The sequence below is a fragment of the Argonema antarcticum A004/B2 genome, from assembly GCF_023333585.1.
GTDB classification, from domain to species: Bacteria; Cyanobacteriota; Cyanobacteriia; order Cyanobacteriales; family Aerosakkonemataceae; genus Argonema; species Argonema antarcticum.
On sequence record NZ_JAIQZN010000113.1, the window covers coordinates 1 to 17,893 of the forward strand.

Sequence of the window (17,893 nt, forward strand, 5' to 3'; positions counted from 1 at the left end):
AATTCCTCTCCCACTCCCCCACTCCCCCACTCTCCCACTCCCGCTAAACATACAAATTAAATGCGTAGCAGCTTACCAAGTCCTGCCAGTCCCAAGTTTTAACGCTGCCTGCTAACCTTGACTGGGAGACACATCGGGATAAGGCTCAACAACTATGCAGGAAATATCTGTCGATCGCAAAAACAAGCGCATTATGCCGGAAAATAAAGCTGCCGAAGACATTAAATTGTTGGTCTTAGACATTGATGGCACAATCGCAGGCGAGTCCAATCAAATCCGAGAACCTGTCAAACAGGCGATTAAAGCAGTTCAAGCAAAAGGGGTCAAGGTTGCGATCGCTACTGGTCGGATGTACCGTTCCGCTTTACGCTTCCACCAGGACATCGGTTCCCAACTACCTCTGATAGTTTACCAAGGAGCTTGGATTCAAGACCCAGCTACCCAAAAAGTTCTTCGTCACCTGCCGGTATCAAAGAAATTAGCATTGCAACTTTTAGGATACTTTGAGCGACCGGAACTGCGATCGCTACTTTCTGTACACTTCTACATCAACGATCGACTCTACGTGCGCCAAATCACTCCCGAAACCGAGATTTATGCCCAACGTTCTGGTATAGAGCCTATCCCAGTCGGCGACCTACGTCTAGCCCTTAGTACGGATGACGGACAAGATATCCATCCCACGAAAGTTTTAGCTCTCAGTGACGATATAGATACGATCGAGCTATTGTTGGGGTCTTTGAGGCAGGAGTACACCCCAGCCGAACTTTACCTTACCAAATCTGTCGCCACCTTTTTTGAAGCCACTAACCCTTTGGCAAATAAAGGAACCGCAGTCCGTTACTTAGCTGAAGAAATCCTGGGACTGCAAGCTAGTAACGTTATGGCTGTTGGCGATAACTATAACGATGTCGAAATGCTTGAGTATGCCGGTATTGGTGTAGCGATGGACAATGGCCCTTCAGACGTACAGGCGATCGCTCATTGGGTAGCTCCCAGTGTCGAGGACGATGGCGTCGTTGCTGCGATCGAGAAATTTCTCATCTAAAACCGCTTAGATCAGAAAGGAGACCGACGACTGGCCGTGTTTCGTCTCGGTCTCCTTACTGGTTCGCTCCTCACACACCAGTTAATATACAAGACATGAAATAGATTTGTCATCCCTTTATCTATATTAATTTTTGATAAGTATTGCTTAGTTTTGGCAAATCTTCCTCAATGAACTTATAGCTCTAGGGGTGCAAAGACGCCTAAAAAGTCTTGTAACACTAGCCGGAGCAAGGTTTGAGTAACTACGAGCAGCCCCAATCTTGCCTGAGCCAAACAGAGATCTTCTTTCTTGACTTCACCCCAGATCCGGCATCTGCGGTAGAAAGTCTCAAATAAATCGCTAAGAGTCAGCGCCGTTTTCTCCCAATTGATTTCGCGCCCGGAAGGGTAAGGGCAGTATATATTGTCCTGTAAGGCAAATAAATGGGAAATCAGAGCGCGTTCTGCTGGGTGTACCAACCGCAGTTTTTTGTCCGATGTCAGCCAGGGAATCGGGTTGGGAGAAACAAGGCTCCAGCGAGCCGGACTGGTATCGCGATCGGGTTCCACTAGCGCGATCGCACCCTCTCGGTGAGCAAGACGCAGCAGCGAACAGCAACGAGCGTGAGCGTACTGAACCGCAAAAAGCTGGGACTCCTTGAGTGCTGAGTACTGAGTACTGAGTGCTGAGTGCTGAGTGCTGAGTGGGGGAGTGGGAGAGTGGGGGAGTGGGGGAGTGGGGGAGTGGGGGAGTGGGGGAGGACAAGGAGGACAAGGAGGACAAGGGAGACTTTTGACTTTTGACTTTCCATGCCCTACCAAACGCTGCAACCAAGCTGATATGCCTAAATCGCTCAATTGGAAATGAATCAAACCAGGAGCGACAACCTTTACCATACAATACTGTTCATTATCTGTATTCTGCGCTACATTTAACCGCAACAATTCTCGTGCGATCGCCGTAGCAATATCCGTAATCGGTATTCCCCATAACTTTGAGAGTTTGAGCGCGATCGGCGATACGTACAATATTTTGGTTTCATCTTTAACCTGGTATAAAGCCAGAGTTCTTGTATTAACGCCATTTTCAACAACCCCATTCGAGAAAATGTGAGGCCCTGGGATTCCCAAACTAGGGCCGATCGAATCTATTGCTTCTTGCAGCCAAAGCAGCAGCAGATGCTTGATAGTAGAATATTCAGCAACTGGCAAACCCTCATTCACAGCCCTTTACCGACGCTTGTCATCACTTTCCGGCGATTCCATCTGTCTACGGTTATAACTTGCATCAAATATAACAAATCACAAACTTAAAACAGGTATTATTGAGGAAAATATAAAGTATCTTTTATTACTTTGAATTTCCAGTAAAACTTGTATAAAGTTGGTATAAAGCTAATCTAGATTTAATATTCCCTGTAACTTGTCGATAAACGTCCCATTAATGCCCTCTTTTTGGCCCCTAAACCTATGGTGCAACAATCTCTTTCCTTACAACCAACCACTTTAAACTCAGATACACCCAGACCTGAAGGAGCTAGGCCCTTTTTAACATGGCAGCGCATACTCGACTGGGCGAACGAACACTATCGGTGTCGCACCTTCAGTAAAGATGAGAAAATTCCAGCCCGCCCAGGGCTACTGTATTTAGTACAGCGGGGTGCGGTGCGAATGGTGGGCGTTGCCCAAGTCAGCGCCACCCATCGCAACCTTAACTCACGCGCCTCCACTGTCAATCAAGAAGAAGCTTTTTTGGGCTTTGTAGGTGCCGGACAACCATTTGAAATTGTAGCTCAGTCACCCTTTACACTCCACAGCTATGCCCATATCGACCAAACGTCTGTAGTGTGGATGTACTGGCACGACTTAGACAATTGGCCCCACTTCCGGCGGGAGGTTTTGGATGCGTTTCGCTACCAGCACCAGCGCAAGCTGCTGTGGCTGAGTACCCTGGGACAGCGGCGCACGATCGATCGACTATTGGGATTTCTCACCCTCTTAATAGAAGAATATGGCGAACCCTGCGACCAAGGATACTCTCTACCCTGGACTCTCACACACGCTCAAATCGGTAGCGCGATCGGCTCTACTCGCGTCACAGTAACTCGCTTAATGGGCAAGTTACGTAGCAGGGGATTAATCCATACCCAGGATGATAATCTGATCTGTTTACCTACTGATACAGCCCTACGCCGGTAAACAGAGACTGGGGAGTGGGGGAGTGGGGCATTTTTTAACTCATTCCTCATTCTCACAAGTTGTCAGATTGCCTCAGAAGACGAAAGCAGGGGCAAAGAGAGGGTGAAGCGTGCCCCCTGACCCTTGCCAGAGTCCAGAGTGATACAACCACCGTGGAGTTCGGCCAACTTGCGGACGATCGCCAATCCCAACCCAGTACCCTGATACTGACGAGATAGAGAACTATCAATTTGGGAGAAAGGAGAAAAAAGTTGTCCTTGTTCAGCAGGATCGATACCAATGCCAGTATCCCAAACTAAAAAGTTAATCCTGTCAATTGGTCTGCCTTCTAATAAGAGACGAGACTTATAGACCTTTAAACCGACTGTTCCGACTGGGGTAAACTTAATCGCATTGCTGAGTAAATTCAACAGCATTTGTTTGAGGCGTCTGGAATCTGCTACGAAATATTCCAAGCTGGGTTCTACCTCTATTTCCAGAGTCAAACCCTGTTCCTGAACTCGCTCCCGAATAAAATCGATCGCGGTGTGTACCACTTCATCGATGAAAACTACCTGGAGTTCTAGTTCCAGACGACCCGCCTCAATTCGCGAGAGATCGAGAATATCGTTGATTACTTCCAGCAGATGTTGACCGCTGCTATTGATCCGGTCAACATATTCTTTCTGTTTGACGTTAAGCGGGCCAAAGCATTCTTGTAGCAGGACGCCTGAGAAACCAAGAATGGCAGTCAAAGGCGTCCGCAGCTCGTGACTGGTGTTGGCAATCAACTCACCTTTGACACGATTGAGGGTTGCCAATTCGTGGTTTTGTGCTTGTAGGCGTCGCCAAGTGCGGGATTGAAGAATAGCGATCGCACATTGACTGGAGACTTGCTCAACAAGCTGCATTTCATCTGCTTCCAATTGACGCGGCGTGGAAACCGATCCTAAACCTGCTCCTGGGACTACGCAAATAGTACCGATCAACCCTTGTGCATCCCAAATGGGACTTATGAGTACAGTGTGGCGATTGGCTAGAGGTAGTTTTTTTTCAGAATTATTTATATAACAGCTTTTGCCACCTAAAATAGCACTGCGGCAGTTTTCTGGCAAATTCAAAAGCGGCAAGTGCATTCCCACCAACGATAAATCTGCTGGCAAGTTCGATTCTTGTCCGTTCCCCGATTCCCCGACTTCCCGTCCTGCGTTCCCAGTTCTTTCTTGCCGGGATAAGATCGGCCAAAAGCTTTCTATCTTATTGTTAAAGTATTCGCAGCGCACCGAAAGCAATAGCTGCTGCCGATCGAAAAGGCTGGCATAACATCCCGCAACTCCTAGAGTTTGTACTAACCCTTCCACAGCAGCTTGGAGCATTTGATCTTCCTCAAGATCGCCCCGATACAGCGTTTTGGTCAGGTTGCGGATCAGTTGTTCAAATTGTAGCGATCGCTCCAGGGATCTAGTCCTTTGTTTAACTCGTTCTTCCAATTCTTCTGCGTGGACTTGCAGTTGCTGCACTCTTACCGACTGCTCAAAGGCAATAGCCACCTGATTCGCAACCGCTTGCACGAGCTGCTGTTCGTCTGCTGTCCACAGCCGGGGCGTGCGACAGTGGTGAACCAGTATTAAGCCCCACAGCGGACGCAATTGTAGTGGCTTCAAGTCTTCATCCACCCGTTGAATCGGCACTGCCATCATACTGCGTACCTTGATCGCTTCCAGCATTTGTACATGGCAGCTGGATAAACCTTCCGCACGGATATCTGCCACGTGCCAAAGGCGACCTTCGCAATAGGCTTTCAGATAGCTTGCGGGAATTGTCTCGGCACTGAAAGTTTGCCCCCAAATCGTCGGATAAGCAGGATCGACCGCTTCTGCTGTACAAATACCACTTTGGTCTGGTTGCAACCGATATGCTACCACCCGGTCTGTACTCAGAGCGAATCGCAACCGTTTGACCGCAATCTCTAGAATCTTGGGAAAATCAAACGTACTGCGGATAGTAGCGGCAATTTCGCTTAGAAGTGATTCCCACTGTCGCCGCTTTTGGAGTTCCTGTTCTGCTCTTTGAATTGAGCTAAGATCCTTGACAAAAACCAGCAGGTAGCTATCCTCTGGTTCTGGGGTAACGATCGCAGACATCGTTACCTCTGTCCAGATAATCTCCCCATCGCGACAGATGAAGCGCTTTTGCAGCGTTTGTCGTTGCAGACTCCCGTGTATCAACTGCTGAATGCACCTCACCTCAGTCGCAAAATCTTCGGGATGAGTGATCGATCGACAATCCAGTCGGCGCAATTGAGCTTCTGTGTAGCCCGTTAGTTTCTCAAAAGCTGGATTTGCCCTTAAAATCCCGCCATCCAGACACTCGAAAAGAATGCCTGTAGGTGACTCCCAAAACAGAGGATCTAACATAAGAGCAGGTGAAGAACTATTAAGCGGTGAGATCGAGAATTCACAGACGCTTGGTATCTGTGAAGCTAGGGTAAATTTAAATGTATTTTCTGAGCAGCCTTCGTGCTTTTCTGCTTCTCTGCAACCGTTGGCACAGTCTACCTCGGCGAAAAAAGTATAGAACTTTTCTTGCTCTTCAATCACCAAAGAAGCTGGTAGAACCAATGGCAGCAGCTGTAGCCACAACCGTTTTAGAGCGCTGTTATTGTTTTTTAGGTCTGCGGCAGTCAATTGGGAGCATTGCGGTGCTGCGATCGCTATAGCTGGGTGTGCAAGTAACTCAGCAATGCTTTGCGAGTCGAAAACTAGCAAAATTCGCCAGGTTGCATTTATACTGTCTGGGGTTTTTACGGGTTCTACCTGCATCCACAAATTAAATCCGGTGCTTAAAACTATTACACTCGCTTCCATTCCAGGCAGGGTAATTAGCTGGATTGCTGGGACAGGTTCGCAAAGCTTTTGCGCCGTCATTCGCACTGCGTTAGCACTACTTCCTTGCAAATGGTCGGAATTAGGAGAATCGATCGCAATTTGAGCCATCTCTACTATTTCCGAGCCAGCTTGTGCCAGCTTCTGACATAGCTCTAAATTTTCGCCCACTACGAGTAACGCCCCGATCCACCCACCAGATTCCAGGGCTATTTTCAGAACTTGTAAGCAAGAATACCAATTTGAACCTGTCAGTTCTAGTATGATTCGTGGTGTTATAGTCGAGTTTTTCATTTACTCTCAGCAGAATAACAATTTGTAGTCACCAGAGGGATATATTTTAGGCAAATCAGCTTGATTTTCCGAGAATGGGTCGAAAAGTAAGGTTTTTCAGGATGAATTAAGTTGCCTAAAGCCCCTAAGCTAAAAGAAGATTTAAAGGCTGACCTAAGTTTGAGTGACGCGCCTTTTTCAGTCGCTTTCAGGCTTTTGCAGCAAGCCCTAAAAAAATATTATTTTTTATACATTGTCCCTTGATACCATTGTCCCTGAGAGAAGTGGGTACGGACGCCTTGTCAACAATTCGTATCAGTGATGGGGAAATGCCAGTCAAACCCTTATCCGCTTTAGCGTATACGAACAAACCCAAGCTTGGTAATCATTTCTTGACCCTGCCCGGTGAGCAAAAACTTCGCGTAAGCTTCACCAGCTTGCTGTTCTACTTGACCGTTCTCGCATTTAACCGAACAACTAACGCTGTTGCGGCACTGGGACAAAATCGTAGCCAGTTCTAGAACGGTTACCGGGTAAGATTTGCACTAGCTGGATGTTAGCATTGCGATCGCCAGATGGCAAAAAACGAATGGTGCCAGAAGCACCTGTTGTCGAAAAGTCTGATGAAGAGAGCGCTTGTTGTACTCCCGCTCGTGTCGGATTGCGCTGGAGTGCTACAATTAGCGATCGCACCGCATCATAAGCTAGCGCTGTTCGCCAGTTTACATCCGCACCCCAAAGTTTTCTGGACTGCTGGGAAAAGCTTAATTTAGGATCGGCGTCAATGTGCCAGGGAACTGCTAGTGTCATCCCAAGTGCTTCCTCAGCGCCGATTTCCAATGTTTTTGGTGCATAAACGTCATCTCCCCCAAGCAATTTTAACCGTTTGCGGTTGACACGAACAACTTGGAGTGCTTTGTCTAAGCTTTCAGTATTGGCTGCTAACATTAACACCTGTGCGCCCCGCCGAATTGCCTCTTCAACACTTTTAGACGCACTAAAATCGGGACTGGATAGGTCAAACTCAGCCGATACTTGTCCGCCTCCCAAAGAAACAGCGGTGACGAATTCAGATTTAAGAGATTGGCTATAGGAACTCTGAGAATTGAAGAAAACTGCTGCGTTTTTTTGCTGTAATTTTGTCAGCATATAATCGGCTAAAGCCCTTGCAGCAATGTAATCGCTGGGAACAGTTCGGAAAACGTAGCGGCTGAAGTTTGAAAGTTTTACAGAAGTACTGATAGGAGAAATAGCAACGAGTTGTCCCGATTGATAAACGGTTCCTGCTGCTAGGGTTACATCGCTGGCATAAGGGCCTACCACACCTAATATTTCCTGATTTTTCACTAATTCTGTGGCAACTTGCTTGGCAGTTTCTGGATTGTTGTCGTCATTTGCGATCGCTACTTTTAACTTTACCCCGTTAATTCCTCCAGCTTGATTGATTTCATTTTGGGCTTGAGCGACGCCGCGCAGAATTTCCGAAGCTCCGTTGGGGTCTGTACCAATTGGCACAGATACACCGATTGTGTAATTTTTTTGCGTTCCAATCCGGGCATTATTGAGAAAGATTAGGGCTTCTGGGTCGTTACGATTTGCTCGCAAAGATGTTTCCAGATTAGAAATAGCTTTGGAGAAGTTTCCATTTGCGATCGCTTCAATTCCTGCCTGTTTTTCCGGTCGGACTTCTCCCGGCATTAAAGTCTTATTCCCGAAACTGATGCGCTGTTGCGGAGATTGATTAGCAGGTAGATTTTGACTGGTTTTTTCCTTGTCTGAGAACCCATATTTTCCGTTAAACCACCATAAGCCGCCGCCCACTAATCCCAATGTAATGAGGAGGGCTAAGAATAAAATTTTGGTTTCGTTTTTTTGAGACATGGAAGACTTTGTGCTAGAAGTTAAAACATTATGGAAAGTAGTTTATAAATCAAACGAAATAGAGCTGTTACTGCGATCGCTAACAATCCTGCCCCAACGACCAAAATAACGAAATCTGGAAAAGCTAGTCCAGCACGTAAAAAAGGGAAAAACCAGACGATCGCAAACCCAATACCCCCAATAATCAGCAGATCGACCTTTTCGATCGTCCGACGGTACTGGGCAAAGATTAGACCGCCTAAAATTAGCATTCCCAATCCAATGCTAATCGGCGACAATCCTAGCAGACTGTGGAGGGAAATTCCCAAAAGTCCGGCCATCATACCGCTGAATCCTCCGTTACCCAACAATTCCAGCGTGGAAAAGGCCCCAACTGCACGTCTTGATGGCATACTGGGAGGCTGGGCGACCCCAGAAAGGGGTGGTTGAGCCGTTGATGGTGGGGGAACGGCGAGCTGCGATATAGAGGCAGGAGGGGGTGTTTGCGGTGGTTGGTGTAGAGTGAGTGCCGCTAGCACCTCTTGAGCTGATTGAAAGCGTAAATTTGGGGTTGGTACAAGCATCCGGTCTAAAACATTGGCTGTGCGATCGCTTACAGAGGCATAATTTCGCCAATTCCACTTGTTAGTATAGGAATCGAATAGTTCCTTCGGCTCTTTGCCTGTCAGCAATGTCAGACAAGTCACAGCTAAAGCATACAAATCAGTTGATGGGTAGACTTGACTGCCAGACATTTGTTCTGGAGGGGCAAATCCCATTGAATAAATTCCGGTGGAACCTCCAGTTGAGGGTACTTTTGTCACTTGTTTGACTGCCCCAAAATCTAGCAGGTACAGACGACCTTGACGATCGCGCATAATGTTGGAAGGCTTGATATCGCGGTGAATAGAACCCCGATCGTGAACAAACTGCAATACCGATAGAATTTGCCGCAATACTTCCAATACTTCATTTTCGGAGAACTTGGCTTTTCGATCTAGTTCCTCTTCTAAATCTTCCCCATCTATGTATTCCTGCACGAGATAAAAAAATTGGTCTTGCTTTCCGGGCGGAAAACTGGGGACATTTAATTCAAAGAAAGCAAACAATTCGGGAATCTGGGGATGTTGGTTGCCCAATTCCTCCAAAACTTCGGCTTCTCTAGAAAACAGATTTTGAGCAGTTTGTAACTGCTGTGGCGTTAAATCACTAGCCGGTTTGAAGAGTTTTACCACGCAACGACGCATAGCTGGCGTATCGCGATCGCGTGCCAGAACTGCCACTCCAAATCCTCCCTGTCCTAACAGCTTCAATGGCAGATAGCGATCTCTTAATATCTGGGGCATTCCGCAGGTTATACAATACTTTTGAGACACCCTCTTAAGAGTAGTCGGATCGTCCAAATCCGAGAACAAATTGAGGGGTCGAGGGCAGTTTGGACGGGTGCAGTAAATTTCCATAGATTAGGAATTTGGTATTATAGCCACTGTCAGATATGTTAGGACAGTATCGATCGTCCAAAGCAAGGAAGCCACTGTGTTTGTAAGGCATCCGAAGCACTTTGCTATAGTAGTCGGGCATTAGCAAAAGTTAAAAGGTAAAAGGCAAAAAAAACTTGATTTCTGGTTTCTTTTGACTTTTGACTTTTGACTTCTCAAGCCTCGCTTCCTTTAACTGCCGTTAGTCGAGACACTTTTCTGTGGTTCACCAGCAGTTGTTTTCTGGGAATACCCAATTAATGAAGGTGTGTCTAGAATATCTTTTCCCCATCCGGGATTGGCAAACTGGGGCAGTATTTCGCGGCTGAAGGCTTCTGCTGCCTTTGAACGATAACGATTGGGATTGGCAATCACTGATAGCATTCGTTTGATGACCACATCTTCAATTCTGGCGCGGTGGAGAAACCCCATCTGCAACTCTTTTTCTATTGCGGAAATGGAAACAAAAGCAGCGCCTAATCCCGATTGGACGGCATTTTTAATTGCCTCGATCGAATTTAATTCCATTTCGACTTTGAGACGGCGAGTATCGATGCCCCAGCGCGTCAATACCTGGTCAATGACCTTACGAATGGTCGATTGGGAGTCTAAAGCTATAAATTGGAGCTTGTAGAGGTCATCTTTTTGGATGATATCGACTTTAGCAAAGGGATGAACTACAGGCAAAATTAGTGCCAACTCATCTTCTAGGTAAGGCTTTATTTCCAAAGCTTCTACCAGTTCCGAAGGAATTTCCCCTCCAATAATAGCGAGATCTACTTGTCCGTTGGCCACACTCCATGCTGTACGGCGTGTGGAGTGAACGTGCAATTGCACGGAGACATCTGGGTATTTTTGGCGGAATAAGCCAATCATGCGGGGCAGGAGATATGTCCCGGTGGTTTGACTGGCTCCTACAATTAAGGTGCCACCCTGAAGGTTTTGCAGATCTTCGATCGCGCGACAAGTTTCTTCACAAAGTGATATTATTCTTTCGCCATAGCTGAGCAGGAGATGACCGGCTTCTGTCAGTTGTGCCCGTCGCCCCCCTCGGTCGAATAACGGCACATCCAACTGCCGCTCTAAGTTTTGCACCTGCAAACTGACTGCTGGTTGCGAGACATAAAGACTGTCGGCAGCGCGTTTGAAGCTTCCCTCGGCGGCGATCGCCTTAAGAATACGCAACTGATCTAAAGTGAAAGGAAGGTCAGACATAACTGGCTTACCTGTAAAGGTGGAAGGAGCCTTGGGCGAAAAAACTATGGTTGTATGGGCTTTGACTCGCGCTGGAGAGCGAATTACTGTTGTGATGCCTCTGCTGAAATCGAAATTAACATAACAAGGGATCGTTTCCACTGAGAATATTTGTGGCACAAACTGTGAGCGAATCGATCGAAGTGAAATTTCTGAAGTATTTATGATGTTATTTGCAAGGCTTACTCCTAGCCATTTCGCTATTCTGGGGTTGCTTTTGGGTTTTGCGATCGCTCACAGCGGTTTAGCTGCCCTCCGTCCGTGGGGTGAAAAACAGATTGGCCCCAGGGCTTACCGCATTCTGTTTGCTTTAGTTAGTCTGCCGCTAGCTGTCGTCACAATCCTTTACTTTTTTAACCATCGGTACGATGGCTTGCAGCTATGGCAGGTTCAGGATATACCGGCAGTGCAGCCCTTGGTATGGGTGCTGTCAGCTGTATCTTTCCTGTTTCTCTATCCTGCTACATTTAACCTGCTGGAAATTGCTGCGATCGAAAAACCTCAAGTTCATCTTTATGAAACTGGCATTATTCGCATCACCAGACATCCTCAGATGGTGGGACAGGTAATCTGGTGCATCGCTCACACTCTCTGGATCGGCACCACTTTTACCGCAGTCACTTCAATTGGCTTGATTCTGCATCATTTGTTTGGCGTCTGGCATGGCGATCGCCGCCTTCTGTCTCGTTATGGCGAAGCCTTTGAAGCGGTGAAAGCTCGCACTTCTGTCATTCCCTTTCTCGCTATGCTCCAAAGGCGTCAAACGTTTGTATGGCGGGAGTTTATTCGGCCAGCTTACCTGGGATTAGGTGTTTTTGTGCTGCTGTTGTGGTGGGCTCACCCACTTTTAATGCGGGCTACCGCTAGCGTTCGCTTTTAGGGCTAGGGGCTAGGGAAGTCAAAAGTCAAAAGTCAAAAGTCAAAAGTCAAGAAGGGATTGGGGGCTAGAACACCGATTCAGTAATCGTAGGGGCGAAGCATTCGGGTAGAAAATCTATCGCTCTCCCCCTAGACTTTCTGCCCGAATGCTAATGCCTCCGGCACGCTTCGCGAACGCCCCTACAAGCTAAAAGGCACCAAGAAGTATTACTGAATCGGTGTTCTAGGGGCTAGGGAAGAGGGGCAGGTGAGATCTACAATCCAAAATCCTTTCATCCAAAATCCAAAATCTAAAATCTACCAATAAGTCACAAGATCCCGAATCGATGTAACATGATCCCAACGCCATATCAAACCCATATAAACCTTAGCTTGAGGGATCATGCTGCTGTCGGTTAACGAACGGACGTTTACACAAGAAGTTTTAAAATCTCCCATTCCGGTGCTAGTTCATTTTTGGGCTCCCTGGTGTGGTTTGTGTCGAATGATTAGCCCCCAATTAATTCGGTTTCAGGCAAAATGCGGCCAAAACGTCAAGCTAGTAGGTATTAATGCTGACGATAATTTTAAACTGGCTCATAGTTATCAACTGACTACTTTGCCAACGCTGATTTTGTTTGAAGACGGCCATATTGCAGATCGTCTCGATCGTTTCCAAGGTCGGGATGACCTGTCTGCGGCATTGGATTCCATTTTCCTCGGTTATGCAGACCGTAGCAAACACCAACGCTTCCAGCCGATCGAATATCAAACTTTCTCTGCATAGCTTACTTAAGGCGCAAGCGAATATTTTTAAATACCTCACCTCGATATATCGGAGTGAGGTATTTTATCATTAACGCTCCTCCCTGCAACCAAAACAGGACTTACCCAATCGCCCCCTAACCCCCCAAATCTGGGGGGAACCGGAGCTTATACCAAATCCGATCAGAAAAACCCTTTTTGCTTCGAGTCGTCAAAACCTTTCTCTGCAAGGTTTTGACGAAATTTAGCTAGTTGGTATTACTTCCCCCAGATTTGGGCGCAGAGGGGCGAAGCAAGAAATATAGCCACAGTCAGATATGTTAGGACAGTGTTGAGCTATTGTCCGCAAAGAAGCGACTGTGTTTGTATTAAAGCACTCAGCACTAAAGGGGAAGAACTTTACGATCCGACTGGATGGGCCTAAAAAACCCGGTTTTCTTGAGGTTGTGTTTAACTCATAGAGACGAAGCAATCAAGTGTGTGTCACAATTGTTAACGGTTTTGCTGTCCCTTGAGCGAACAACTTTAAAGTAGGCATTAGTGATGGAACCGATCTATCAGTATGCTTGGCTAATACCCGTCCTGCCCCTTTTCGGGGCGATGTTAGTCGGCATCGGGCTGATTTCGTTTAACAAATTTACGAACCAGTTGCGGCAGTTGAATGCCGTGTTTATAGTCTCCCTGCTGGGAGCGGCAATGGTTCTATCCTTTGCTTTGCTCTGGAGTCAATTTAAAGGCCACGAACCCTATCTCCGCACCCTGGAATGGGCGTCGGCTGGTAATTTTCATCTCCAAATGGGCTATACGATCGATCATCTAACAGCCCTGATGTTAGTAATCGTGACGACTGTAGCCTTCTTGGTCATGGTCTATACAGATGGCTACATGGCTCACGATCCGGGTTATGTACGCTTCTACGCCTATCTGAGCTTGTTTAGCGCATCGATGTTGGGTTTGGTAATTAGCCCAAACTTGGTGCAGGTTTATATCTTCTGGGAACTCGTCGGGATGTGTTCCTACTTGCTGATCGGCTTTTGGTACGATCGCAAGGCAGCAGCAGACGCTTGTCAAAAGGCGTTTGTTGTCAACCGAGTAGGTGACTTTGGATTGCTGCTGGGAATCCTGGGTCTTTACTGGGCTACCGGCAGCTTTGAGTTTGATGTCATGGGAGCCCATCTACACGCTTTTGTAGAATCGGGCTATGTCAGCGCCGGTTTGGCAGCTTTGTTGGCGATTTTAGTATTTATGGGGCCGGTGGCGAAATCCGCTCAAGTTCCCTTGCACGTTTGGTTGCCGGATGCGATGGAAGGCCCAACGCCCATCTCGGCTCTCATCCACGCAGCAACGATGGTGGCCGCTGGGGTATTCCTGATTGCACGGATGTATCCGGTGTTTGAAGACATACCTGTGGCGATGAATACGATCGCCTGGACGGGTGCTGTCACCGCCTTGATCGGAGCAACTACCGCTATTACCCAAAACGACATTAAGAAGGGTTTGGCCTATTCCACGATGTCCCAGCTGGGCTACATGGTAATGGCAATGGGGGTAGGTGCATACAGCGCTGGGTTGTTTCACTTGATGACCCACGCTTACTTCAAAGCAATGCTGTTCCTTGGCTCTGGGTCGGTGATTCACGGGATGGAATCAGCGGTCGGTCACGACCCTGCTTATGCTCAGGATATGAGGATGATGGGCGGTCTCAGGAAATATATGCCGATCACCGCGATTACCTTTTTGATCGGAACTTTGGCTATCTCCGGTATCCCACCCTTTGCAGGATTCTGGTCAAAAGATGAAATCCTGGGTTCTACCTTTCAAGCTAATCCAGTTTTGTGGGCGATCGGCTGGGTAACCGCTGGAATCACCGCTTTCTATATGTTCCGAATGTATTTGACCACCTTTGAGGGCAAATTCAGGGGGAACGAAGAAGATGTGCGGAACAAGATTACGGCAGAAGTGTTACAGAGTCAGGGTTTGGCTTTTGGCCCTGGCGCAATGAATCCGCAAGAACTGACCGTAGAAGCTCACGATAGTCACAGTCACAGTCACAGTCATAGCCATTCTCCCCACGAGTCACCGATTACGATGACTCTGCCGCTGATGATTCTGGCAATTCCTTCGATGCTGATTGGCTTGATAGGAACTCCTTTTGGCAACTATTTCGAGGAATTTATCCATCCGGCGACAGAATTAGTGGCCGAGTTGCCAGCAGAAGGCGGACACGAAAACTTGACAGAATTCCTGATTATGGCAGGCAGTTCTGTCGCGATTTCGTTGATTGGGATTACGTTGGCTTTCTTGATGTACTTTTGGGGCAAGATTGATGCGAATGCGATCGCGCAAAAAATCCCCTTCTGGTATAAGCTGTCGAAAAACAAGTGGTACTTTGACGAAATTTACAATAACCTCTTCGTTCAAGGTAGCCGCCGCTTAGCCAGAGCAGTTATGGAAGTAGACCTCAAAGTGGTCGATGGTGCTGTCAACCTAACAGGCTTAGTTACCCTCTTAAGCGGTGAAGGTCTGAAATACTTGGAAACAGGCCGCGCCCAATTCTACGCCTTAATCGTGTTTGCAGCAGTCCTCATCACCGTGATTTTCTTTGGCGTAACGTGAGAAGAAGGGGCTAGGGGCTAGGGGCTAGGGAAGAAGGAAGAAGGAAGAAGGAAGAAAATTGCTGCCCCACTCCCCCACTCCCCCACTCCCCCACTCCCCCACTCCCCCACTCCCCCACTCCCCCACTCCCCCACTCCCCATTTCCTATTCCCCATTCCCTTATTCCCAATGAATTTTCCTTGGCTGACAACGATAATCTTGTTTCCCATCGCGGCGTCCCTGCTGATACCCATCGTGCCGGATAAAGACGGCAAAACAGTCCGATGGTACGCCCTCATAGTCGGACTGATTGATTTTGCCCTGATTGTTTACGCTTTCTACACCCAGTACGACTTAAGCAATCCAAATCTGCAACTGGTAGAAAGCTATGCCTGGGTGCCTCAACTCGACTTAAATTGGTCAGTCGGGGTCGATGGGTTATCAATGCCTCTCGTGTTGCTAACTGGTTTCATGACGACCCTGGCAACTTTGGCAGCTTGGCCGGTAACGCTAAAGCCGAAGTTGTTTTATTTTTTGATGCTGGCGATGTACGGCGGTCAAATAGCCGTGTTTGCTGTCCAGGATATGCTGTTGTTTTTCCTGGTATGGGAACTGGAATTGATTCCGGTTTACCTGCTGCTGTCAATCTGGGGCGGTAAGAAGCGCCTTTATGCGGCTACTAAGTTTATTTTGTACACAGCGGGCGGTTCGCTATTTATTTTGGTAGCGGCGCTGGCAATGGCGTTCTACGGCGATAAGGTAACGTTCGATATGAGCTACCTCGCCGCTAAGGACTACGCCCTGAATTTCCAACTTTTGATGTATGCAGCGTTTCTGATTGCTTACGGGGTTAAGCTGCCGATTATTCCATTACACACTTGGCTTCCCGATGCTCACGGTGAAGCTACCGCACCAGTACATATGTTGCTGGCTGGTATTCTCCTGAAAATGGGCGGATATGCCCTCCTGCGGATGAATGCGGGGATGCTTCCTGATGCCCACGCAGTTTTCGCCCCAGCTTTGGTGATTTTGGGCGTTGTGAATATTATTTACGCCGCTCTCACTTCTTTCGCTCAGCGGAACTTGAAGCGCAAAATTGCTTATTCGTCAATATCTCACATGGGATTTGTGCTAATTGGGTTTGCTTCTTTTACCGATTTGGGCACCAGTGGCGCAATGCTGCAAATGATTTCCCACGGTTTGATTGGGGCGAGTTTGTTCTTCCTGGTGGGAGCGACTTATGACCGGACGCACACTTTAATGCTAGATGAAATGGGTGGCGTCGGTCAGAAAATGCGTAAGATGTTCTCGATGTGGACAGCTTGTTCTCTGGCATCTTTAGCATTGCCGGGAATGAGCGGTTTTGTCGCAGAGTTGATGGTGTTTGTTGGTTTTGCGACCAGCGATGCTTATAATCCCACTTTTAAAGTGGTGGTGGTATTCTTGGCAGCGGTTGGTGTTATTTTGACGCCCATTTATCTGCTGTCGATGTTGCGGGAGATTTTCTATGGCCCGGAAAACAAGGAGTTAGTCGCACACGAAGCTTTAATCGATGCGGAACCGCGAGAAGTGTTTATTATTGCTTCTCTGTTGGTGCCGATTATTGGGATTGGGTTTTATCCCAAACTTGTGACTCAAATGTATGATGCCACAATGGTGAAGCTGACGGCCCGATTGCGTGCCTCGGTACCAACACTAGCGCTGAAAACAGAAGATACAGCTGTGCCGATGGCGTTGCAGCAAATGATGCGTGCGCCGGTAATTGGCGATCGTTAAAATGCTCAATGCCGTACATAACGGCATTGAGAAATATAGCCCCCCAACGGGGGTTTTTTTCTTTGGAGTGGAGGTGGCGGGTACGATCGCTTTTTTTTGGGGATGAGGAGTGCGATTCCTCCCTCATAACTCTTAGGCGATCGCAAATTCACTTAGTTTCCGGTCTTCTGGGTGAGTAAGGCATAGCTTTTTTAGGGGGGGTAAAAACGGCTTAATCGCTATTCTAGACAGAAGTGAAATCAGTAGCGGTTATTGTACTAGCTTGAATCCCTTTCAAAGTCGCTAAGAGTTCATCAGTATTAGCGATCGCAATTACAGTATTGTACAGATTCGCACCCGTACCTTGAGCTAGAGCAAGTTGCGCGAAAGTTAAACCACCACCTAATCCCAGGCGATCTTCACCATCTGCAAAGTCAGCAACAACATCAGATCCTTCTCCTGCTGCCAAAACGAACAAATCTGCACCGCCACCACCGTTGAGGCTATCGTTCCCAGCACCACCAATCAGGATATCGTCTCCTCCAAAACCATTAATAATGTTATTTTCTGAGTTACCTGTCAGAGTATCGGCAAACTCAGTACCATCGATCGTATTTAGATTGACAGGGACGAATTCAATGTAATCAACTCGCGCATACTCAGCTTGGTTTGCGACCCCTTGTATTTGGATGGTTGTTCCCTGGTCAATTGATAGACCTGTTGCGATCGTTTTAATTACCCCAGTTTTGCTATCAACAGCGCCACTCCCCAGATTTTGGTTGAGGGTGCGTCCATCCACCTGGATACCACCTATTGAGGTTGTCAGCGTAGCCTGTCCATCATTTTCGTCAAAATAACGCAGAAGCACATCATAGGTGCCGCTAGCGCCAGTAAAGGTCGTAGCAGCTATACCATTAGAGCCTTTGGTTTGGGGAAGACCGATTACTTTACTACCTGAACCGA

12 protein-coding genes are annotated in these 17,893 nt (G+C 47.5%); 6 read left to right on the forward strand and 6 right to left on the reverse strand.

Going from position 1 to position 17,893, the window contains the following annotated elements:
- Positions 1-154 precede the first annotated feature (154 nt).
- Complete coding sequence (locus LAY57_RS30595) at positions 155-1,048, forward strand: Cof-type HAD-IIB family hydrolase (RefSeq protein ID WP_338022521.1); 894 nt, start codon at positions 155-157, stop codon at positions 1,046-1,048.
- Between the two features lie 176 nt (positions 1,049-1,224).
- Here the strand turns inward: LAY57_RS30595 and LAY57_RS30600 are convergent, their stop codons facing one another.
- Positions 1,225-2,253, reverse strand: a complete 1,029-nt coding sequence (locus LAY57_RS30600) for a DALR anticodon-binding domain-containing protein (protein WP_249070963.1) — start codon at positions 2,251-2,253, stop codon at positions 1,225-1,227.
- Positions 2,254-2,499: 246 nt separating this feature from the next.
- Between LAY57_RS30600 and LAY57_RS30605 the strand changes: the two genes are divergently transcribed.
- Positions 2,500-3,228 (forward strand): Crp/Fnr family transcriptional regulator, encoded by a 729-nt coding sequence (locus LAY57_RS30605; protein ID WP_249070964.1) that lies wholly within the window; start codon positions 2,500-2,502, stop codon positions 3,226-3,228.
- Between the two features lie 62 nt (positions 3,229-3,290).
- Here LAY57_RS30605 and LAY57_RS30610 read toward each other — a convergent pair whose 3' ends face one another.
- From LAY57_RS30610 to LAY57_RS30625, 4 genes are all read right to left on the reverse strand, one after another.
- Positions 3,291-6,386, reverse strand: coding sequence for an ATP-binding protein (locus LAY57_RS30610; RefSeq protein ID WP_249070965.1), 3,096 nt, complete (start codon positions 6,384-6,386; stop codon positions 3,291-3,293).
- Positions 6,387-6,842: 456 nt separating this feature from the next.
- On the reverse strand, positions 6,843-8,246 hold the full coding sequence (locus LAY57_RS30615) for an ABC transporter substrate-binding protein (protein WP_249070966.1): 1,404 nt from the start codon (positions 8,244-8,246) through the stop codon (positions 6,843-6,845).
- A gap of 20 nt (positions 8,247-8,266) precedes the next feature.
- Positions 8,267-9,685 carry a protein kinase domain-containing protein gene (locus LAY57_RS30620; protein ID WP_249070967.1) on the reverse strand — a complete coding sequence of 473 codons (1,419 nt, stop codon included), beginning with the start codon at positions 9,683-9,685 and terminating at the stop codon, positions 8,267-8,269.
- Between the two features lie 210 nt (positions 9,686-9,895).
- Complete coding sequence (locus LAY57_RS30625) at positions 9,896-10,918, reverse strand: LysR family transcriptional regulator (protein ID WP_249070968.1); 1,023 nt, start codon at positions 10,916-10,918, stop codon at positions 9,896-9,898.
- Positions 10,919-11,123: 205 nt separating this feature from the next.
- Between LAY57_RS30625 and LAY57_RS30630 the strand changes: the two genes are divergently transcribed.
- The 4 genes from LAY57_RS30630 (at position 11,124) to ndhD1 (ending at position 16,951) form a co-directional block, all read left to right on the forward strand.
- Positions 11,124-11,837 carry an NnrU family protein gene (locus tag LAY57_RS30630; protein WP_249070974.1) on the forward strand — a complete coding sequence of 238 codons (714 nt, stop codon included), beginning with the start codon at positions 11,124-11,126 and terminating at the stop codon, positions 11,835-11,837.
- 381 nt (positions 11,838-12,218) lie between these two features.
- The gene (locus tag LAY57_RS30635; protein WP_249070969.1) at positions 12,219-12,602 is read left to right on the forward strand and encodes a thioredoxin family protein; all 384 of its coding nucleotides are present in this window, start codon (positions 12,219-12,221) and stop codon (positions 12,600-12,602) included.
- A 521-nt stretch (positions 12,603-13,123) separates the two neighbouring features.
- Positions 13,124-15,196, forward strand: a complete 2,073-nt coding sequence (locus LAY57_RS30640; protein WP_249070970.1) for an NAD(P)H-quinone oxidoreductase subunit 5 — start codon at positions 13,124-13,126, stop codon at positions 15,194-15,196.
- Positions 15,197-15,364: 168 nt separating this feature from the next.
- Positions 15,365-16,951: a photosynthetic/respiratory NAD(P)H-quinone oxidoreductase subunit D1 gene (gene ndhD1 / locus LAY57_RS30645; protein WP_249070971.1), complete on the forward strand. Its 1,587-nt coding sequence runs from the start codon at positions 15,365-15,367 to the stop codon at positions 16,949-16,951.
- A 223-nt stretch (positions 16,952-17,174) separates the two neighbouring features.
- Here ndhD1 and LAY57_RS30650 read toward each other — a convergent pair.
- On the reverse strand, positions 17,175-17,893 hold a 719-nt coding region (locus tag LAY57_RS30650; protein ID WP_420839158.1), incomplete at its 5' end, for a calcium-binding protein.